Origin of the sequence: Methylobacterium currus, assembly GCF_003058325.1 — a bacterium.
Classification (GTDB): domain Bacteria; phylum Pseudomonadota; class Alphaproteobacteria; order Rhizobiales; family Beijerinckiaceae; genus Methylobacterium; species Methylobacterium currus.
Genome location: NZ_CP028843.1, coordinates 4,002,881 through 4,022,456, shown reverse-complemented (window position 1 = coordinate 4,022,456; position 19,576 = coordinate 4,002,881). Strand labels below are relative to the sequence as shown.

The window sequence follows — 19,576 nt, the reverse complement described above, 5'->3', positions numbered from 1 at the left end:
TATCCCGAGCGTCATCGCCTTGATCTGGAGTGCGCGATCTGAGCGGAAAGCCCCTTACCCCGCTGATCGGGAAGAGCTTTTTTGGCTGCGATAAGAGCGCGCTAGAATGCTGTCCGAGGGCCCAAGAGCGCCGCCGGCCGCCGAGTGGCCAAGCCGACGTGAACGCCGCTGGCAATTTCCGTCGAACGGAAGCGCCGGTGAACGATGGTTGAGTGATATCCTCTGGGGCGTTTTCGGTTTGGGCTGAGTCGGTATGGGGTTTGCGGGTCTGCTGCGGTGTAATCCCCGATCGCTCTGGACGAGGAGCGAGGCATGGGCCGACCTCCCAGGTCGCACCATAGGCCCCCTCCCCGGTGGGCAAGCCAGCTCAAGACGAACGTTCCGTCCGCGCGGCAGCCCTCCAGGGCCCGCAGCTCCTCGTTGGATACCGAGCCGTCGTCCTCGGCCTTCAGGACGGTCTCGATCTCGCGGATTAGGGCTGCCTGCCTCTCGCTCGGCTTCAGCCGCGCGTCGCGGATCAGGGGAAGGAGTTCTTCATCACGATGCAGCACGGATCTTGAGAGATAGGCGAAGCCGACGAGGGGCGAGGCGGGCCGGTCGGCTCGGCGGCTCCGCGACGGCGACACCCCACCCATGCAGCACGGCAGTCAAGGCGGCGGTGCCGACGTTCGACGAGGCTCGCTCTCCCCTGTCCCGCTTCCAGGCCATGGTCCGCGAGCGACGGCAGGACCACGACACCTGGACCGAAACAGCCGCCCGCAGCCTTCTCATGTCCTTCGTGAATGGCATTCGGAAGAACAGGAAAAGCTGTCCCGCGGCGCTAACCGAGCTTTGGTCGAACGGCCAGCTTGACGGGCAGATCATCCATCTCAAGCTCGTGAATCGACAGATGTTTGGCCGTGCCAAGCTCGATCTGTTCGAAGCTCGGCTGATCGATGCCGACTGCATCGGTAGTACGCCAGTTCCCCTTGGATTTTGATTGCCACTCGAGCAAGGCGCACCATCAAACCATACGATTGATCGTATACCCTTTTCAGGTATTCACGATTAGTATATCATAAATCTTTTCTGATTATATATATAGTTATAATCGATGATATACGATTTATTGTATTTTATATATCATATATTACCAATTAATTCTCACTTCGCGGAATGATCCAAGGAACTGCATTTGCCCCTGTCAGATAAATACGCGTAGTTATATTTTGATTATGCTTGTATGCCTAAATGTATATATCTTGCGCTCGGCGGAAAGGCTCCTGAAAGATATCGCAGCACACCAAACCATCATAGAAAGTCGGGCAGATTTTTCGAATTTTTGTCAACCACCGCGCGTGCTGCGCGGTCGCGGACCTATCGGGTGTACGGCACGGCCCTCCTCTGTCCCCTCTCGTGCGAGCAGCCCCTCCACCGAACTCTCCACCAGCGTGACGTGTCGCAGCATCGCGGCATGGGCCTCAGCCGCTCGGCCCGCCAGGATCGCGGCGACCACCGCGCTATGCTCCGCGTGCGAGCGGGCGAGGCGGCCGCTCAGGCGGAACTGCGCCTCGCGGTAGGGCTGGAGACGGCGGCGCAGGCCTGCGGCGAAATCGAACAGCACCCTGTTGTGGGCGGCGGCATAGATCGCGCCGTGGAACGCCGTATTGGCCTGTGCGTAGGAAGCGAAGTCGCCGGCCCGGGCGAGGTCGCCTGTTTGATCCCGCGATGTGGTGGTACATTTGACCACCATGCAGCGAGGGATGCGCTATGGGCCAAGTTCTCCACGGCAGCGCCCGCACGACGGAGGCGATCCGTCGGGCAATCCAAGCTCGTCAAGAGAGCGTGAGAGCCGCCGCCAAGCGCTACGGCGTCAGCCCGACGACGGTGCAGAAGTGGCGAGTTCGGCAGACGACAGCCGATGCCGCCATGGGGCCGAAGGAGCCCCGCTCGACGGTTCTGACACCGGAGGAGGCGGCGGTCATCGTCGCCTTCCGGCGGCATACCCTGCTGCCGCTGGACGACTGCCTCTACGGCCTGCAGCCCACCATCCCGCACCTGACCCGCTCCAGCCTGCACCGCTGCTTGGAGCGACACGGCATTGAACTGCTCCGGGTTTTTCGGAGGCTCCAACTTCTGAGAGGATGGAGCCATGACGAAACGAACAGCCCCGTTTTCCCCTGAGGTGCGTGAACGTGCCGTGCGGATGGTGCGCGAGCACGAGGGCGAGCACGGCTCGCAGTGGTCGGCAATCCAGTCGATTGCCGCCAAGATCGGCTGCTCGGGCGAGACGCTGAGGAACTGGGTGCGCCAGTCCGAGCGGGATCAGGGCGTGCGACCCGGGCAGACGACGGACGAGCGCGAGCGGATCAAGGCGCTGGAGCGAGAGAACCGCGAGCTGCGCCAGGCCAACGAGATCCTGCGCAAAGCGTCGGCGTATTTCGCCATGGCGGAGCTCGACCGCCGGTCACGGCCATGATCAGCTTCATCGACGATCACCGGGAGGTCTACGGGGTCGAGCCGATCTGCAGGGTGCTGCCGATCGCCCCGTCGACCTACTACCTGCATGCGGCCCGACGTGCCGATCCCGAGAAGCAGCCGGTTCGTGCGCGCAGCGACGCCGCGTTGATGATCGAGATCCAGCGCGTGTTCGAGGCCAACTTCTGCGTCTACGGCGTGAGGAAGGTCTGGCGGCAACTGGCCCGGGAGGGGATCGTGACCGCGCGATGCACGGTGGCGCGGCTGATGCGCCGATTGGGCTTGGCGGGGGTGGTGCGTGGCAGGACCGTACGCACCACGATCCCCGACCCGGCCGCTGCCTGCGCTCTCGACCGCGTCAACCGCCACTTCAAGGCTCCCCGGCCGAATGCCTTGTGGGTCAGCGACTTCACCTACGTGCCGACGTGGTCGGGCTTCGTCTATGTGGCCTTCGTCATCGATGTGTTCGCCCGGCGCATCGTCGGTTGGCGGGCCTCACGCAGCGCTCACGCGTGCTTCGTCCTGGATGCTCTGGAACAGGCGCTGCACGAGCGTCGCCCTGGTCAGGGCAGCGGGCTGGTGCATCACTCGGACCGCGGCTCGCAATACTTGGCTCTACGCTATACCGAGCGCCTGGCTGGAGCAGGCATCGAGCCGTCGGTCGGCAGCGTCGGCGACAGCTACGACAATGCCTTGGCGGAGACGATCAACGGCCTGTTCAAGGCAGAGGTCATCCACCGACGCGGACCCTGGCGCTCCTTCGAGGCCGTCGAGTACGCCACCCTGGAGTGGGTCGACTGGTACAACCACCGTCGCCTCCTCGCGCCAATCGGCAACGTCCCTCCCGCCGAGGCCGAAGCGCGCTACTATGCTCACGTCGGCGACCAGGCCTCGGCCGCCTGACCCAAGCCAACAAGCCTCCGAAAAACCCGGAGCGGTTCACATCAGCCGCCTGCCGGCGATGGAGGGCGACAAGCCCCAGAAGAAGCGCTTTGCCGAGTACGCCATCGGCTACATGCACATCGACATTGCCGAGGTCAGGACGGAAGAAGGCAAGCTCTACCTCTTCGTCGCCATCGACCGAAACTCAAAACTGGCCTTTGCAAACCTGGAGGCGGAAGCCAATCGCTACACCGCATCGGACTTCTTACGTGCGCTGGTCGCGTTCGTGCCCTACCAGATCCATACGGTTCTCACCGACAACGGCGTCCAGTTCTGCCATGCCCCGCGCAACCGCTCAGGCCCGACAGCCCTCTACAGCCGGCACATGTTCGATCGTGTCTGCCACGAGCACGGCATCGAGCACCGCCTGACCAAGCCCAACCATCCGTGGACCAATGGGCAGGTCGAGCGGATGAACCGCACCATCAAGGACGCCACCGTCAAGCGCTATCACTACGAGACCCACGAACAGCTCCGGGCGCACCTGCAGCTGTTCGTCGACGCCTATAACCATGCCCGTCGGCTGAAGACCTTGCGGGGCCTCACGCCCTACGAGCATGTCCTGCAGGCCTGGACGAAAGAGCCCGAACGCTTCAGGCTCGATCCGTCACACCACATCCCGGGACCATACAGGGTGGCGTAGTTGTCCAGGATCACGTGGATCAGTTTGCCGGCCGGCACCGCGGCCTCGATAGTGTTGAGGAAGCGCAGGAACTCGTCGTGGCGATGACGCTGCATGCAGCGACCGATCACGGTGCCCTCCAGCACGTCGAGCGCGGCAAACAGCGTCGTGGTACCGTGACGGACGTAGTCGTGGGTCTGGGTTTCGGGACGACCTGGCGTGACGGGACGACCTGGCGTGACGGGACGACCTGGCGTGACGGGACGACCTGGCGTGACGGGTCGGCTCGGACGGGTGCGTTCCAGGGCCTGGATCTGGCTCTTCTCGTCGAGCGAGAGCACGACGGCATGGCGCGGCGGATCCATGGAGAGGCCGACGATGTCCTCGACCTTCTCGGCGAAGGCTGGATCGTTCGAGCGCTTGAAGCTGCGGACCCGATGTGGCTGGAGGCGGTGTGCGTCCCAGATGCGCTGGACCGATCGTAAGGAGATCCCGACGGCCTGCGCCAGGGCGCGGCCGGTCCAGTGGGTGACCTCACCGGGCGGTTCGGAGCAGGTCAGCGCCAGCACCTCGGCGACGGTGTCGGTGGAGTGGGGCGGCTTGCCAGGCGGACGGGTCTTGTCGCGCAGCAGTCCCTCGACGCCTTCTTCGGCGTAGCGCTGTTGCCAGCGCCAGACGGCTGGCCGGCTGACGCCGGCCTGGCGGGCGACGTCGAGGACGGAGAGGCGTTCGGCCGAGAGCAGAACGATGCGGGCGCGCTGGATGTGCTTGAGGGGCTGCGCCCGATCGGCGACGATGGCGGACAGGTGCGCCAGGTCGGCGGCGCTGGGAATCACGCAGACAGTCTGAGCCATGCCTCAGACTCGCATGCCTCACGCCTGACGTGAATCATCTGAATGCGTCAATGCACTAGCGGTGGCCACGACCTTAGCAGGTATAGGTCCATTGGTGACCTAAAACCTGAGGACGCCACCTCAGCCTTCGTGCGCCTGCATGATGAGGACACGTCGCGCTCGCAGAACTGTTGGCCACAATGGCGTGCCACCATCTGCCGTTAGACGTATGAACGGCCGAGCCCTTTCCCGTCTTGACTTTACGGAAGTCTGAGGCCGGATGGGGTGGGCGCCCCGTAGCGGGGAAGCCACTCATGGTCGGGGACATTTCACTCGTCCAACATCCCGTAATGCTGCCGTAACCTAGCACTCCTATCGAGCCGACCTGCCATCACGGGAGGCGCCGAGTGGATACGGAACCAGAGAAAATGGACGACATCTTCGAGAAGGTGCTGCGACAGGCGGTCACGAAGACCGTCACCTCGGTCCTGGACGAGGATCTCTACTGGGACGAGGACATCATCGCTCGCCTGATGAACTACGAGATACGCGCACGCCAGGAGGAATTGGGTTCCCAGACGCTGCAGGTCATTCAGTCGGGGAAACGCCTGCTCGGCAAATGATTGGAAAGCCTACGGCTGGCCCGCCGGAGCATATGCATCCCGCCGGGCGTCTCACGCGGAGCAGATGACGGATCCGGGAACGCCACTTCGGTTGAAAGATACCGTACGGTATGTATGATACGCTGAGCCGGAAACGTCGACCACCGCGGTACTGGGTGCACGGTAGCGGGCCAAGGGACCCGCAGCGCTCCGTCGCGGTCGAAGTCGGCACCGAGCAACCGACACGTGGCGGCACCGGCGATGGCGACGGCCCATCCTGCCGGAGCCGTACCTTCGACGTCGCGAGAACCAGGACCATGGCGACCGAAACAGGATACCGACGCAAGAAGCAGCCCGAGTTCGTCCGGCGCACGCTGCTCGACTGCGCCGCCAAGCTCGCCCTGGAGCAGGGCCTCGCCGCGGTGACCGTGCAAGGGGTCTGCGAGGCCGCCGGCGTGACCAAGGGCGCCCTGTTCCATCATTTCGCGAGCAAGCAGGTGTTGGTCGAGGGCGTCGTCTCCGACCTCATCGCGCAGCTCGATGCCGACATCGAGGCGGCGATGGCCAGGGACGCCCACCCGCACGGTCGGTTCACGCGGGCCTACATCGACGTGACCCTGCACGACCCGATGATGACGGAGGGAGGCCAGTGGGCCGCCCTTCACATCTCCATCCTTGCCGAGCCGAGGCTGCGCCGACTGGTCTCGGACTGGTTCGCGGAGCGACTGCGCCGCCACCACGACACCGACGGAGGCCCGGAGCTCGAACTGGTCCGGCTCGCCGCCGACGGCGCATGGCTCGCCTATCTCGTACGCGAGAAGCCGAGCGACCCGGCACCCATCCTCGGCGAGCTCCGCGAACGCCTCGTCGCCATGACCCTGGCCGGACGGGCAACGACCTCGAACGACGGCAACCCCTGACCCATGAGACAAAGCTCAATGAACGGGTTCGCGCCGGAAGGGGCGGACGACACGGCCTACGAGGACCTCGCCACGGCGCACGTGTCGGTGGCGCGCATCCTCGGCCTTTTCCGGCCCTACAGGGGGCGGATCGCGCTCATCCTGTTCCTGATCGCCCTGGCATCGGCCGCCGGGCTCGCCGCCCCGTTCCTGCTGCGGGCGATCATCGACGAGGCCCTGCCGAAGGGCGACATCGCGTTGCTGGCCACCCTCTCCGGCAGCCTGGTCGCCCTCGCGGCGGTCGGCGCCGGCATCAGCGTGCTGCAGGTCCTCGTCACCGCGAAGGTCGGGCAGGCGATCATGCACGACCTCCGGGTGGCGGTGTACGCCCACCTCCAGTCGCTCTCGCTGCGGTTCTTCACAGCGACCCGCGCCGGCGACATCCAGTCCCGCATCGCCAACGACATCGGTGCCCTGCAGGCACTGGTGACCCACACGGCCGGCGAGGCGACCAGGAACGCCAGCACGGTCGTCATGACGGCCGCCGCGATGCTGCTCCTGGATTGGCGGCTCGCCCTGCTCTCGTTCCTCGTCCTGCCGCTTGCGACCTGGATCAGCGACCGGGTCGGCCGGAAGCGCGAGGAATTCACCTACGAGCAGCAGGGACGGATCGCGGAGATGTCGTCGGCGGTACAGGAATCCCTGTCCCTGTCCGGCATCGTCCTCGCCCGCACCATGGGGCGGACCGCGCATCTGACGCAGCTTTTCGCACGGTCGTCGCGCGAGGTCGCGACGCTGGAGGTCCGGTCCCACACGGCGGGCCAGTGGCAATGGTCGGTCATCGACCTGGTTCTCCAGGCCATGCCGGCCCTGACCCTCCTCCTCGGCGGCTGGCTGATGGCCTCGGGCACCGCCATGACCGTCGGCACGCTCGTCGCCATGATCGCCCTGCAGGAGCAGCTCCTGTTCCCGCTCGAAGAGGTGCTGCGCTCCGGCGTGGAGGTCAGGAAGACCCGGGCCCTGTTCGCCCGCATCTTCGAGTACCTCGACGAGCCCGTGGGCATCACCGAACGGCCCGATCCCGTCACGCTCGACCCTGCCACGGTCGCGGGCCACGTCCGGCTGGAGCGCGTGGCGTTTTCCTACGACCGGGCAGGACCGGCCACCATCCGCGGCGTCACCATCGACATCCCGGCGGGCTCGCACACCGCCATCGTGGGCGCCACCGGATCGGGCAAGTCCACGCTCGGCTACCTGCTCGCCCGCCTCTACGACGTGGATGCCGGCGCCGTGCTCTACGACGGCGTCGACGTGCGCGACCTGAGCCGGCATTCGCTCACCGACATCCTGGGGGTGGTCACGCAGGACCCCTACCTGCTCCATGCCAGCGTCGCGGAGAACCTGCGCTTCGCCCGGCCCGACGCCAGCGACGATGACTTGTACGCGGCCGCCCGGACCGCGCAGGTGCACGACCTGCTCGCGGCCCTGCCCGACGGGTACGACACCGTGGTCGGCGAGCGGGGACACCGCTTCTCCGGCGGCGAGAAGCAGCGCCTGTCCCTCGCCCGCACCCTCCTGCGCGATCCGCAGGTCCTGCTGCTCGACGAGGCGACGAGCGCGCTCGACACTGCGACGGAGCTGGCGATGACCCGTGCCCTCGACCGGCCCGGCAGGACCCGCACGACCATCACCATCGCGCACCGGCTCTCGACCGTACGCCGGGCGGACCAGATCATCGTGCTCGACCGGGGGGCGGTGGTCGAGCACGGGACGCACGACGAGCTGCTGGACCGCAGCGGCGCCTATGCCCGTCTTGTCCGCAAGGCGGCTTGACGACCCGCTTCGGCCGGCCCCGTCCTGCCGCCATCGTTCCCTGGAGGTCCAACCGTCTTGCGCATCCTGGTTGTAGAGGATGACCCGCAGCTGAGCGCGTGGCTCAAGACCACGCTCTCGGACGCCCTCGGGCACGCCGACGTCGTCGACAACCTCGACGAGGCGCTGGCCGCCGTCAGCGTCCAGCCGTTCGACCTCGTCGTGCTGGACCGCCGGCTGCCGGACGGCGACGGCATCACCCTGATCTCGCGCCTGGCGCAGCTCAGGCCACGGCCGGGGGTGCTGATGCTGACCGCGTTCGACGACCCGGTCGAGATCGCGCGGGCGCTCGACGCAGGGGCCGACGACTACGTGCCGAAGCCGTTCGAGCCGGTGGAGCTCGTCGCCCGCGCCAGGGCCGTGATCCGTCGGCTCCAGGTCGACAGGAAGGGTACGCTGAGGGCCGGCAACCTGTCTTTCGACACGGCCGCACGCTCGGTCAGCATCGACGGTCGCCCCGTCCCGGTCCCGCGCCGGGAACTCGCGTTGCTCGAAGCCCTCATCCGCCGGGCCGGGCAGGTCGCCATGCGGGAGGTGCTCGAAGCCGCGGCCTACGGCTTCGACGACGAGATCCAGTCCAATGCCCTCGACGCCCACATCTCGCGCCTGCGCAAGCGGTTGCGGGCCGCCGACTGCTCCGTGGCGATCAAGGCGCTCCGAGGCCTGGGCTACATGATGGAAGCCGGTTGATGCCACGCTGGCAGCCCTCCATCGCCCGGCTCGCCGCCGTCCTGCTCAGCCTGGTCGTCGCCGTCACCATCCTGTGCACCTGGACGCTGGTCATCGCCCTCCAGGGCGACGATGGCCTCCTCGCGCAGTATGATGCGGCGAGGGCGATCAAGGGGGCTCTTTCGCGCGACGGGGATGGGGCGCCGGTCGTGTCGTCGACGGGCGACCTTGATGGGATCAAGCGGTCCTTCCCCGACCTCTGGTACGTCGTGACGACCAAGGGAGGGACGTTGCATTACGGCGCCGTGCCCGTATCGGTCAGGGACGGCGACGTCGCGGCTCCCGATGCGTCGGACTTCCCGGAAAGCGGCGATGCGCTGCGCCTGACCAACGCGACCGTGGTGACGAGGCTCGGAGGGGAATTCGTACGGATTCAGGTCGGCGGCGCCGCCTACACCCCCACGCAAGCCGCGCTGACCAGCCTGCGCGACGTGAACTACACGGCCATCCCCATACTGGCCGTGGTCGTCGCGACCATCCTGGTCGCCCTCGTCACCGTCCCCGCCCTGATCGCCCGACCCGTACGCCGGGTCTCGCGCTCGGCGGAGCGTATCGACGGCGGGTCCGACGGCATTCGCCTGCCGTTGGGCGAGGCCCCGCGGGAGCTCGTCCCGATGGTGGCCGCCTTCAATCGAGCGCTGGAGCGCATCGACGTGGCCTCGGCCACGCAACGCCGGTTCCTGTCGAACGCGGCCCACGAGCTCCGAACCCCGCTGACCCGGGTCCGGACCGGCCTGGAGCGGGTGGACGACCCGCACCTGCGCCGGGCGCTCGTGGCGGATATCCAGTCGCTGTCGTCCACCGTCACGATGCTGCTCCAGATCGCGCGGCTGTCCTCGAACAGTCCGGAGATGCGCAGGTTCGACCTCGTGGCGACGGTTCGCGCCACGACCGCGGAGCATGTCCCCGCGGCGCTCGCGGCCGGGGTGGACATCGCGTTCTCCTCGCAGGGCGAGGCCGTCCTCGTCACCGGTTCGGACACGGCCGCGGGCATGGCCGTCGGCAATCTCGTCCGCAACGCGCTTCAGCACGCCCATGCGGACAGGAGCATCCTGGTCGACGTTCGCGCGCCCGGCACCGTTCGCGTCATCGACCACGGCGGGGGGGTCGAGGCTCGCGACCGGGCGGAGATGCTGCGACCGTTCGTTCGTGGCGAGGCGAGTGGCGGGACGGGCCTCGGGCTCGCCCTCGTCGCGCAGGTCATGGCCCTGCACGGCGGACGCGTCGCGATGGAGGAGACGCCCGGCGGCGGGTTGACGGTCGTGCTGACCTTCCGGGGCGCCGATGCATGACCACCGCCATCGATGGTGATGGCGGCGCGTAATGCTGCGGCAACCTCCGCCGCTAAGGTCACCTCAGGTTTTCCCCGCGCCTGAGGTGCCACACCATGTCCAAGACCATCATCGTCCTCGCGGCCTCGCTGATCGCGTTCTCGTCCGCGGTCCCCGGCGCCCAGGCCCGCGGTCGGGGGGAAGCGTTCGCGGCAGGCCTCGTCGGCGGCCTCGCGGTGGGTGCCCTCGCGGGAGCCGCCGCCCGGGCGGAGCCGGTCTATGGCGAGGGCTACGATTACGCGCCGGAATACGACCCGCCGCATTGCGAGCGTGTCTATCATCGACCGCTCGTCATGCGGGAATACGAGGAGCCCTTCTGGGAACCGCACCCGTACGACCCCTGGCACGACTGAGTCTTTCCGCCGCCCGGTTCCTGCCTTTGCCGACATCGGGATGGCGATGATCCGACGGCTCCCGCCCCTCGCCGGAAGACGGCCTACGCGATGGTGGCGGCGCGGCATCCAAGCCGCGCATGGCGCCGGCAACGGTCGAGACGCGCAACGTGCCTTCCATCGCATCGACCGAAATGCGCTGTCCCAAGGAGTACCGATGATACGGCTTCCCAAACCAAGCGCCCGTTCGATCATGACATGCCTCGTCCTGGCCGCGGCGGGTTTCGGACCGTCCGCGGCGACCGCGATGTCGACCGGATCCGCCGGCTCGGCATCCATGGATGGCCGGGCCAGGGGTGGCCCGCTGGATGCGCTCGAGCGCTCGTGGTCGGCCCTGCTCGCATCGCTCGATGCATCGACGACCGGAACGCCTTCGTTCGGGCCGGTCCTGGTCCTCTCGAAAGCCCCTTGTCCTAGAAGCGCCGACGGAACGTCGTCCGATTGCGGCCTGGCGACCGACCACCTCTGCCGCGGGGCGGGCCGCACGACGGGGATCTCCTTCGACCAGACGACAACGAGAAGCTGCCGAGGCGGCCTCGCATCGCCAACCGGCAAGCTTTCCATCTTCTGCAAGCCGTCGGCCTGGATCAATCATGCCCTGTGCTGGTGACGCGCCTGCGATGTCGGGCAAGACCATTCCGTCCCCGCTCGTTCGGACCGATGCGCCTGCGTCCTTCGCGTCGGGCGCATCGGGTCACCGTGGTGGATCGGTGGCACCGGTTCGTTCGAGGGCCGTTCCTGCCCGGCTGCAGACCAGCACATCCCTCATGGTGACGAATAGCGGCGGCTGGCGCCCGGGCGCCCTGGCCGTGGTCGGCCTGGTCGTTCTTGCCTCGACGGCCTGCAAGCCGGTTGCGGATACCCCTGCCGCGCCTACCTCCGATGATCGCCCCTTGGCAGTCTCGACGGCCGTGGCGGAGGCCGTCAGGGTACCGCAGACCGTCGACCTGCCGGGCCGCCTCGCCTCGACGCGGGTCGCCGAGGTCCGGGCCCAGGTCGCCGGCATCATCCAGGAGCGTACATTCGAGGAAGGCAGCTTGGTCCGGAAGGGCGATGTCCTGTTCCGCATCGACCCCGCCGTCTACCGGGCCGAGGTCGACGCCAAGGCCGCCGCACTCGCCCGCGCCGAGGCGACCAAGCTCCAGGCGCGGCGCCAGTCGGAGCGCACCGAGACGTTGTTGGAGCGACAGGCGGCGAGCGCCGCCCAGCAGGACACCGCGACCGCCGCCCTGCGCCAAGCCGAGGCCGACGTCGCGAGCGCCAAGGCGCAGCTCGCCCGCGCCTGGATCGACCTCGACCATGCCACCGTGCGCGCGCCCATCGCCGGCCGCATCGGCCGGGCCATGGTCACGGAGGGCGCCCTCGTAAGCCAGGGCGAGGCGACCAAGCTCGCGCTGATCCAGCAGGTCGATCCGATCTTCGCCGATTTCAACGCCCCGGCCGCCGACCCGAGCCGGCTCGGATCGGGCCGGGAGGAGACGAAGGTGCATCTCGTCCTGCCGGACGGCTCGCTCCATGCGGATGCCGGGCGGCTGCTGTTCACCGACGTGAGCGTTGATCCCGGCACCGGACAGGTGTCGATGCGGGCGACCTTCCCGAACCCGACGGTCGCCCTGCTGCCGGGCACCTTTGTCCGCGTCCGTGTCGAGCAAGGTTCACTGTCGGGCGCGGTCGTCGTCCCGGCCCAGGCCATCCAGCGTTCGAGCGCGGGCTCGGCCCAGATCTTCGTGATCGGCGAGGACAGGAAGGCCGCCCTGCGCCCGGTACGGGCGGGGGCGCTGACGGATGCGGGTTGGATCGTGGAGGACGGGCTCAAGGCCGGCGAGACCGTCGTCGTCGAGGGCTTCCAGCGCATCCAACCCGGCATGGCGGTGAACCCGATGCCCTGGCACGGCGCCCGGACGGCCGCCGCGTCCGCGAAGCCCTGACCGCGCCGGGACCTGACCGACATGAGCCGCTTCTTCATCGCGCGCCCGATCTTCGCCTGGGCGATCTCCATCTTCATCATGCTGGCGGGCGCGATCTCCATCGCCTACCTGCCGGTCTCGCAGTACCCGGACGTGGCGCCGGTCACGATCCAGGTGAGCGCGACGTACCCGGGCGCCCCGCCGGAACGGCTGTACGACGGCGTCACCCGCATCATCGAGGAGGAGCTGAACGGCATCCCGGGGCTGATGTACTTCGAATCCAGCAGCGACACCTCCGGCATGGCCCAGATCACGGCCTCGTTCGCACCGGGTTCGGACCCGTCGAAGGCGACGGTCGCGGTCCAGAACCGGATCAAGCGCATCGAGGCGCGCCTGCCTCGGGCCGTCACCCAGCAGGGCGTCACCGTCGAGGAGGCGAGCACCAGCTTCCTCCAGTTCGTGACCGTCTCGTCCAAGGACGGCTCGCTGAGCGAGACCGATCTCGGCGACCTCGCCGCGCGCCGTCTGCTGGGCGAACTCAGGCGCGTGCCGGGCGTGGGCCGCGCCACCCTGTTCTCGTCCGAGAAGGCGCTGCGCATCTGGATCGACCCGGTCAAGCTCGTCGGCCTCGGCATGACGCCGGGCGACGTCACCGCCGCGGTCGGGGCGCAGAACGCGCAGGTGGCCTCGGGCGTCGTCGGCGCCCAGCCGGCGCGGGAGGGCCAGCGCATCGCCGCCAACGTGCTGGTGAAGGGCCAACTGACGACCGTCGCCGAGTTCGGGGAGATCATGCTGCGCGCCAACCCAGACGGTTCGCTGGTGCGCCTGCGCGACGTCGCCGAGGTCGAGCTCGGCAGCCAGTCCTACGGGATGCAGACCCGCCTCGACGGGCGCCCCGCCGCCGGCATCGGCATCCAGCTCGCCCCGGGCGCCAACGCCCTCGCCGCCGCCGGCGGCGTGAAGGCGAAGCTCGCCCAGCTCCAGCGCACGCTGCCGGCCAACGTCAGCGTGAGCGTGCCCTACGACACCACGCCCTTCGTCGAGGTGTCGATCAGGAAGGTGCTGACGACGCTCGCCGAGGCGATGGCGCTCGTCTTCGCGGTGATGTTCCTGTTCCTCCAGAACGTCCGCTACACCCTGATCCCGACCATCGTCGTGCCGGTGGCCCTGCTCGGCACCTGCGGCGCGCTGCTGCTCGCCGGCTTCTCGATCAACGTGCTGACCATGTTCGGCATGGTGCTGGCCATCGGCATCCTCGTCGACGACGCCATCGTAGTGGTCGAGAACGTCGAGCGCATCATGAGCGATGAAGGGCTCCCGCCGCGGAATGCCACCGCCAAGGCGATGGGCCAGATCATCGGCGCCATCGTCGGCATCACCTCGGTGCTGATCGCGGTGTTCGTGCCTCTCGCCTTCTTCCCTGGCTCGGTCGGGGTGATCTACCGCCAGTTCGCGGTCAGCATGGCGACCTCCATCGCCTTCTCGGCCTTCCTGGCGCTCTCGCTCACGCCCGCCCTCTGCGCCACCCTGCTGAAGCCCGTCGAGGCCGGGCACGGCCACGCCAGGGGCGGTTTCCTCGGCTGGTTCAACCGCCGCTTCCGGTCCAGCACGCTGGCCTATCGCTCCGGCGTGGCGGGTCTGCTGCGCCGGCCCACACGGGCGCTCCTGGTCTACGCCCTGCTCGTCGCCGCGCTCGGCTGGGGCTACTTGCGGATGCCGGGAAGCTTCCTGCCCGTCGAGGATCAGGGCTACCTCATGGTCGATGCCCAAACACCTCCGGAATCGGCTACCGAGCGCACGCTCGACGTGGCCAAGCGCATCGAGGAGCATTTCGCGTCCGAGCCCGGTGTCGATAGCCAGACCCTGCTGCTCGGGTTCGGTTTTTCCGGCCAGGGCCAGAACGCGGCGCTCAACTTCGTCGGGCTGAAGCCCTGGGGCGAGCGCGGCCCGAACGACGGCGCCGATGCCATCGCCGCCCGGGCCAACGCCGCGTTCGGGGGCATGGCGGACGCCGTCGCCATGTCGCTCTCGCCGCCGGCCATCGACTCGCTCGGCAACTCCAGCGGCTTCGCCTTCCGCCTCCAGGACAAGGGCCAGCAGGGCCATGCGGCGCTGGCGGCCGCGCGCGACCAACTCCTCAAGGCGGCGAGCCGGAGTCCGGTCCTCGCCGGCGTCTACGTCGAGGGCCTGCCGACCGCGCCGCAGATCGAGCTCGTCCTCGACCGGCAGAAGGCGAACGCGCTGGGCGTCACCTTCGCGGACATCAACGACGCCCTCTCGACCAGCCTCGGTTCGTCCTACGTCAACGACTTCCCGAACCAGGCGCGCATGCAGCGGGTCATCGTCCAGGCCGAGGCGTCCAAGCGCATGAAAGCCGAGGACCTGCTCGACCTGCATGTCCGCAACGCCAAGGGCCAGATGGTACCGTTCCAGTCCTTCGCCCGCGTCTCGTGGGCGATGGGACCTTCGCAGGTCGTGGGCTTCAACGGCTATCCGAGCATCAAGATCTCCGGCAGCGCCGCGCCGGGCTACGCCAGCGGCGACGCCATGGCCGAGATGGAACGCCTCGCCGGGCAACTGCCGCCCGGCTTCGACTTCGCCTGGACCGGGCAATCGCTGCAGGAGAAGCTCTCGGGCAGCCAGGCTATCTACCTGCTGGCGCTGGCGCTGTTCTGCGTCTTCCTCTGCCTCGCCGCGCTCTACGAGAGCTGGTCGATCCCGCTTGCCGTGCTTCTCGTGGTCCCGACCGGCGTGGTCGGCGCGGTGTTCGCCATGCTGCTGCGGGACATGCCCAACGACGTCTACTTCAAGGTCGGCCTGATCACGGTGATCGGCCTGACGGCGAAGAACGCGATCCTCATCATCGAAGTGGCCAAGGACCTCGTGGCGCAGGGCCGGTCCCTGCACGAGGCGGCGTTGGAGGCGTGCGAACTACGCTTCCGGCCCATCGTCATGACCTCGTTCGCGTTCATCCTCGGCGTGGTCCCGCTCGCCGTCGCGACGGGGGCCAGCATGAACAGCCAGCGGGCCATCGGCACCGGCGTGCTCGGCGGCATGATCACTGCGACGATACTCGCCGTCTTTGTGACCCCGCTCCTCTACGTCCTGATCGCGCGCGCCTTCCCGCCGCGCCAGGAAACGAGAACGAACGACGGCCAAACCGACGCTCCGACTGCCCACGGCATCCCAGCGGGCTAGCCCTGCACCACGCGCTCATGGCTTCGCCCGACGGAGGTTACACGACCGCTTCATCCTAGCGGTCCGCGATGGCGGTCGGCGACATGCTTCATTCCCCCGGCAAGCCGGCAATCAGGATCTTGCGGCCGCCCAGCTTGAACCCTTTCTGCAGTGGTAGCTTGCGGCAGGAAAGCGGTCATTCCAGCGGCTATCGCCGAAGGTCCGGAAGTGGCGTCAAGCCGAACAAGCTGGATGCGAACACCTGACCCCTTGCAGGCCTTCGGGACTACCGGTCCTAACGTCCGCTCGGTAGGAAGAAGCGGACTTGCGGGCGGCGGCTACGATATTTGGAGATTGTGATACGAGGCGTCGGTGCCCCGCGGGTGATCCCGCCGCCATAGGCGCCGACCTCGCCGTAGCCGAGGTTGTCCATCAGGATGAAGGCAATGCTGGGTTTGCCGTCGCCTGTGGGCGGCGATCGCGCCAGGGCGGTCCCGGTCCACAGCGTGACGGCGATGGTCGGCGCACCGGAGAGCAACCGCTGCCGTTTCCTGCCGGCTTCTCGCCCACGCGCGAAAGGCTTACGGGCAGGATGAGATGTCGCAAGCGGACGCGTCGCGGCAACCATGATGCTCATTGCCTTCAACCTCGCTCGAATGGTTCGACGTCCTTCAGGATGGTCCCTCCGGCACGACGGCCCACCGGGTGATCGCGATGGCGTGCCATGCCTATTCCAGCGCGACCGTCTCGACGTCCGGCAGCACCCAGGTCCTGTCGAAGAACTCCTTTCTTGGCGCGTAGACGCGGAAGAGAAGCTCGAAGTCACGCTGCGGGTCGGTCGGTACCCAGTTCGTGTCCTTTCCGGCGGGGGCGTTCGGGCTGAAGTAGACGTCGATGGAACCGTCGGCGTTCTTCCGCAACTCTGAGACGTTGGAGGCGCGGCTCGCCCGGGGCATGTTCTTGACCAGCGCATGCGTCTGTCGGTCGTATACAGTCACTGACCAGTATTGGTCGACCGGCACGTTCGGTGGCACTTGCAAGCGGTAGGTCTTGCCGCCGTTGAAGCGCCTGCCGTCTCTGTCCTTCTCTGCGATGAGGTAGGCCTGGGCGGTGCCGAGGCGCTTGATGCCGATGTAGCCGAGGCTGTACGTGAGGGCGCGGGCATCGAGGGGGTACTGGTCGCTTGCGACGAACCCGGAGGATTGCGCTTTCACCAGTACCGGGAAGGCCGGCACCGCCCAGCGCGAGGTGGGGAAGAACCGGGGAAAGCCCCGATCGTACATGCGGTCGACGACGTCCCGCGCCTCGGTCGCGGCGGCGTTCAGTATCTCGGTCGTCGCGGCGTCCGGTGCGAAGGCCTTGCCCTTCTCGATCCCGAGCGACCGGAGCTGGTCGATCATCGCCATGTCGCGCGTCAGCCACGGCTCGGTTTGCACGATGCGGTCCAGCGACCGGAAGAACCGAACGTCGTAGGGAATGGTCGAGTCGTAGAGAATGTCCTTCGCGTCCGTGAACCTCGTTTCCGGCGGGCTCGCGGCCTGCGCGAGCGGGTAGACCTTGAGACGCTTCCCATATGCGGCTGACTTGGCAATGTCCTCCTCGCCGTGGCTCGCGAGGTTCGAGCGGAACAGTGCATAGCCTGCGAACGTCTCGGACGGGACAACGATGTATCCGTCAGGGGCCTTGCCGATGTGACCGGGGGGCAGGATCAAGTATTTGCCGCCGGCTCCCTTGTCGGCACCGTAGGGCCCGGCATCTTCCATCGGCGTTTGCCACACGGTATCGATGTTGGACGCGAACGAGCCCGTGTCCGCAGGCGGAACGTCGATTGGTCAGCCCCCAGCGGAGTGGTCCGCCCTGAAGTATGGCTCTGAGCCGACGGAGGACGGACGCGATGGGAACGAAGAAGCACAAGCCGGAAGAGGTCGTGACCAAGCTGCGGCAGGTGGACGTGCTGGTCTCGCAGGGGCAGAGCGTGGCTGATGCGATCCGGGCGATCGGCGTGACGGAGGTCACCTACTATCGTTGGCGCAAGGAGTTCGGCGGGCTGAAGTCCGACCAGGTGCGCCGGATGAAGGAGCTGGAGACCGAGAACCAGCGGCTGCGCAAGGCGATCGCAGATCTCACGCTCGACAAGCTGATCCTGCAGGAGGCCGCCCGGGGAAACTTCTGAGCCCCGCGCGCCGGCGCGCCTGCATCGAGCATGTCCGGACCGTGCTGACGGTCTCCGAGCGGCGCGCCTGTCGCGCGCTCGGGCAGCATCGCTCGACGCAGCGCAAGGTGCCGCGGGGGAGAGACGACGAGGCGGCGCTGCTCGCCGACTTGATTGAGCTGGCGCGCCGGTACGGCCGCTACGGCTACCGCAAGATCGCCGCCCTGCTGCGGGCGGCGGGCTGGCTGGTCAACGACAAGCGGGTCGAGCGGCTGTGGCGGCAGGAGGGGCTCAAGGTGCCGGCTCGCCAGCCCAAGAAGGGTCGGTTGTGGGACGGGGATGGCTCCTGTGTCCGGCTGCGGCCCGAGCACCGCGATCATGTCTGGTCCTACGACTTCGTCGAGGCGCGCACGCATGACGGGCGCAAGGTCCGCCTGCTGAACGTCATCGACGAGTTCACCCGCGAGTGCCTGGCCATCCGGGTGGCGCGCAAGCTCAAGGCCCCGGACGTGATCGATGTGCTCTCGGACTTGTTCATCCTGCGTGGCGTACCTGCGCACGTTCGCTCTGACAATGGGCCGGAGTTCATCGCACAATCTGTGCAGAAGTGGATCGCCGCCGTGGGCGCAAAGACGGCCTATATCACGCCTGGCTCACCGTGGGAGAACGGCTACATCGAGAGCTTCAACGCGAGGCTACGGGACGAGTTGCTGAACGGGGAGATCTTCTACTCGCTGCGGGAGGCGCAGATCCTGATCGAGAGCTGGAGGAGACACTACAACGGAGTTCGGCCGCACGCCTCGCTCGGCTATCGCCCGCCGGCCCCGGAGGTGTTCGTGCCGGCCTTGCCCGCTTGGCCGGCTGCGCTCGCCCGACCGGCTCCGCCGGCCAAGCTACCCGTGGTGGAAAGGCCCACGGTCCACTAACATTCCACTCGGGCCACCTCGTGGGGGCTGATCACTGGCGCCGCCCCTGACGGAGCGCAGAACCGACTAGGCCTTCGCCTGGACCGGGAGGCGGAAGGGTGCGCCGAGGCGGTTGAACGCGTTCATCGCGGCGATGGTGATCGTCAGATCAACGAGATCCTTGGCCGCAAAGACCGCGCTCACGGCGGCATATGCCTCATCGGAGGCGTGCGTCTCACTCACCAGCGTGACTTCCTCCGCCCAGGCGAGAGCGGCGCGGTAATTTTCAGGAAACAGGTGGGGCACCTCGGCCCAGACCGGAACCAGGGCGACCTTCTCGAAAGGCATCGTCTTTAGGAGATCCCGGGTGTGCAAGTCGATGCAGTGCGCGCAGCCATTAATCTGCGACACTCGCAGAAAGACGAGATGGATCAGCTCATTGGGTAGATCGGTGCCAGTGGTGATGTAGTGGTGGATGCCATAAAGCGCTTTGGCCCCCTGCGGGGCCACCTCGTTCCAGACCAGTCGCTTGTTCTCGCTCATGTCATTTCCTTGTGCTCGGAGCGCCAGAGATCGACGTTCAAAGCCATGACGAGCCGAGCGACTCGGATGTGACATGCGATGCTGCTTTCTCGTCCAAAGCGGATCATGTTCCAGCCGAGCGCATCTACGCCCTCTTCCAAGCAGGCTGAGCAGGTCGATTGTCGACCGTCATGGGTCGGACACGGAACTTCTGCTGCCGGACCAAGCGCCAAA

The 19,576-nt window shown here is 67.3% G+C and carries 15 protein-coding genes, 4 pseudogenes and 1 other annotated feature; of the genes and pseudogenes, 14 read left to right on the top strand and 5 right to left on the bottom strand.

Going from position 1 to position 19,576, the window contains the following annotated elements; translation table 11 throughout:
• Nucleotides 1–640 precede the first annotated feature (640 nt).
• Nucleotides 641–979: pseudogene (locus DA075_RS18785) on the top strand (hypothetical protein); the annotation flags it as partial.
• Nucleotides 980–1,324: 345 nt separating this feature from the next.
• Here the strand turns inward: DA075_RS18785 and DA075_RS18780 are convergent.
• Nucleotides 1,325–1,732, bottom strand: a complete 408-nt coding sequence (locus DA075_RS18780; protein ID WP_099954499.1) for an FCD domain-containing protein — start codon at nucleotides 1,730–1,732, stop codon at nucleotides 1,325–1,327.
• Between the two features lie 17 nt (nucleotides 1,733–1,749).
• Between DA075_RS18780 and DA075_RS18775 the strand changes: the two are divergent.
• The 3 genes and pseudogenes from DA075_RS18775 to DA075_RS18765 all read left to right on the top strand — a co-directional run.
• Nucleotides 1,750–2,091 (top strand): annotated as a pseudogene (locus tag DA075_RS18775) (helix-turn-helix domain-containing protein); the annotation flags it as partial.
• Nucleotides 2,092–2,131: 40 nt separating this feature from the next.
• Nucleotides 2,132–3,360, top strand: a protein-coding gene (locus DA075_RS18770; RefSeq protein WP_099952597.1) for an IS3 family transposase whose coding sequence is annotated in 2 segments (ribosomal slippage) — nucleotides 2,132–2,426 and nucleotides 2,426–3,360 — 1,230 coding nt in all. Because the reading frame shifts where the segments join, the coding sequence is not laid out codon by codon here.
• Nucleotides 2,413–2,529 (top strand) — a sequence feature (AL1L pseudoknot). Its footprint overlaps the gene before it by 117 nt.
• A gap of 40 nt (nucleotides 3,361–3,400) precedes the next feature.
• Nucleotides 3,401–4,042: pseudogene (locus DA075_RS18765) on the top strand (integrase core domain-containing protein); the annotation flags it as partial.
• On the opposite strand, the pseudogene DA075_RS18760 reads toward DA075_RS18765, so the two are convergent.
• Nucleotides 4,031–4,875: pseudogene (locus DA075_RS18760) on the bottom strand (IS630 family transposase); the annotation flags it as partial. The pseudogenes DA075_RS18765 and DA075_RS18760 sit on opposite strands and share 12 nt — an antisense overlap.
• 407 nt (nucleotides 4,876–5,282) lie before the next feature.
• Between DA075_RS18760 and DA075_RS18755 the strand changes: the two are divergent.
• The 9 genes from DA075_RS18755 to DA075_RS18720 all read left to right on the top strand — a co-directional run bounded on the left by DA075_RS18755 (nucleotide 5,283) and on the right by DA075_RS18720 (nucleotide 15,784).
• Nucleotides 5,283–5,477, top strand: coding sequence for a hypothetical protein (locus DA075_RS18755; protein ID WP_244936199.1), 195 nt, complete (start codon nucleotides 5,283–5,285; stop codon nucleotides 5,475–5,477).
• A 296-nt stretch (nucleotides 5,478–5,773) separates the two neighbouring features.
• Nucleotides 5,774–6,376: a TetR/AcrR family transcriptional regulator gene (locus DA075_RS18750; RefSeq protein ID WP_099954497.1), complete on the top strand. Its 603-nt coding sequence runs from the start codon at nucleotides 5,774–5,776 to the stop codon at nucleotides 6,374–6,376.
• Between the two features lie 18 nt (nucleotides 6,377–6,394).
• A complete protein-coding gene (locus DA075_RS18745) occupies nucleotides 6,395–8,188 on the top strand; it encodes an ABC transporter ATP-binding protein (RefSeq protein WP_244936197.1) in 1,794 nt (597 codons plus the stop codon).
• A gap of 57 nt (nucleotides 8,189–8,245) precedes the next feature.
• Entirely contained in the window at nucleotides 8,246–8,917 is a 672-nt protein-coding gene (locus DA075_RS18740) for a response regulator transcription factor (RefSeq protein WP_099954495.1), read from the top strand.
• Nucleotides 8,917–10,248, top strand: a complete 1,332-nt coding sequence (locus tag DA075_RS18735) for a sensor histidine kinase (protein WP_099954494.1) — start codon at nucleotides 8,917–8,919, stop codon at nucleotides 10,246–10,248. The genes DA075_RS18740 and DA075_RS18735 overlap by 1 nt, the downstream gene beginning before the upstream one ends.
• Nucleotides 10,249–10,343: 95 nt before the next feature.
• Nucleotides 10,344–10,640, top strand: a complete 297-nt coding sequence (locus tag DA075_RS18730; RefSeq protein ID WP_099954493.1) for a hypothetical protein — start codon at nucleotides 10,344–10,346, stop codon at nucleotides 10,638–10,640.
• A gap of 196 nt (nucleotides 10,641–10,836) precedes the next feature.
• Nucleotides 10,837–11,289: a hypothetical protein gene (locus tag DA075_RS36040; protein WP_123834359.1), complete on the top strand. Its 453-nt coding sequence runs from the start codon at nucleotides 10,837–10,839 to the stop codon at nucleotides 11,287–11,289.
• A gap of 157 nt (nucleotides 11,290–11,446) precedes the next feature.
• On the top strand, nucleotides 11,447–12,607 hold the full coding sequence (locus DA075_RS18725; RefSeq protein WP_099954492.1) for an efflux RND transporter periplasmic adaptor subunit: 1,161 nt from the start codon (nucleotides 11,447–11,449) through the stop codon (nucleotides 12,605–12,607).
• A gap of 21 nt (nucleotides 12,608–12,628) precedes the next feature.
• Complete coding sequence (locus DA075_RS18720) at nucleotides 12,629–15,784, top strand: efflux RND transporter permease subunit (RefSeq protein WP_099954491.1); 3,156 nt, start codon at nucleotides 12,629–12,631, stop codon at nucleotides 15,782–15,784.
• Nucleotides 15,785–16,058: 274 nt separating this feature from the next.
• Here DA075_RS18720 and DA075_RS18715 read toward each other — a convergent pair whose 3' ends face one another.
• A complete protein-coding gene (locus DA075_RS18715; protein WP_123834357.1) occupies nucleotides 16,059–16,400 on the bottom strand; it encodes a hypothetical protein in 342 nt (113 codons plus the stop codon).
• Nucleotides 16,401–16,491: 91 nt separating this feature from the next.
• Nucleotides 16,492–17,592: a DUF1214 domain-containing protein gene (locus DA075_RS18710; protein ID WP_276330938.1), complete on the bottom strand. Its 1,101-nt coding sequence runs from the start codon at nucleotides 17,590–17,592 to the stop codon at nucleotides 16,492–16,494.
• A gap of 65 nt (nucleotides 17,593–17,657) precedes the next feature.
• Between DA075_RS18710 and DA075_RS18705 the strand changes: the two genes are divergently transcribed.
• A protein-coding gene (locus tag DA075_RS18705; protein WP_099954489.1) for an IS3 family transposase occupies nucleotides 17,658–18,841 on the top strand; the annotation gives its coding sequence in 2 pieces (ribosomal slippage) (nucleotides 17,658–17,922 and nucleotides 17,922–18,841; 1,185 coding nt in all).
• A 66-nt stretch (nucleotides 18,842–18,907) separates the two neighbouring features.
• On the opposite strand, the gene DA075_RS18700 is transcribed toward DA075_RS18705, so the two are convergent.
• The gene (locus DA075_RS18700; RefSeq protein ID WP_099954488.1) at nucleotides 18,908–19,363 is read right to left on the bottom strand and encodes a carboxymuconolactone decarboxylase family protein; all 456 of its coding nucleotides are present in this window, start codon (nucleotides 19,361–19,363) and stop codon (nucleotides 18,908–18,910) included.
• Nucleotides 19,364–19,576 lie beyond the last annotated feature (213 nt).

Bases quoted from the DNA above. Each gene is read 5' to 3' on its own strand.
- DA075_RS18700 (WP_099954488.1), bottom strand. From the start codon at position 19,363: ATGAGCGAGAACAAGCGACTGGTCTGGAACGAGGTGGCCCCGCAGGGG.
- DA075_RS18720 (WP_099954491.1), top strand. From the start codon at position 12,629: ATGAGCCGCTTCTTCATCGCGCGCCCGATCTTCGCCTGGGCGATCTCC.
- DA075_RS18750 (WP_099954497.1), top strand. From the start codon at position 5,774: ATGGCGACCGAAACAGGATACCGACGCAAGAAGCAGCCCGAGTTCGTC.
- DA075_RS36040 (WP_123834359.1), top strand. From the start codon at position 10,837: ATGATACGGCTTCCCAAACCAAGCGCCCGTTCGATCATGACATGCCTC.
- DA075_RS18730 (WP_099954493.1), top strand. From the start codon at position 10,344: ATGTCCAAGACCATCATCGTCCTCGCGGCCTCGCTGATCGCGTTCTCG.
- DA075_RS18715 (WP_123834357.1), bottom strand. From the start codon at position 16,400: ATGAGCATCATGGTTGCCGCGACGCGTCCGCTTGCGACATCTCATCCT.
- DA075_RS18755 (WP_244936199.1), top strand. From the start codon at position 5,283: ATGGACGACATCTTCGAGAAGGTGCTGCGACAGGCGGTCACGAAGACC.
- DA075_RS18735 (WP_099954494.1), top strand. From the start codon at position 8,917: ATGCCACGCTGGCAGCCCTCCATCGCCCGGCTCGCCGCCGTCCTGCTC.
- DA075_RS18745 (WP_244936197.1), top strand. From the start codon at position 6,395: ATGAACGGGTTCGCGCCGGAAGGGGCGGACGACACGGCCTACGAGGAC.
- DA075_RS18780 (WP_099954499.1), bottom strand. From the start codon at position 1,732: ATGGTGGTCAAATGTACCACCACATCGCGGGATCAAACAGGCGACCTC.
- DA075_RS18725 (WP_099954492.1), top strand. From the start codon at position 11,447: ATGGTGACGAATAGCGGCGGCTGGCGCCCGGGCGCCCTGGCCGTGGTC.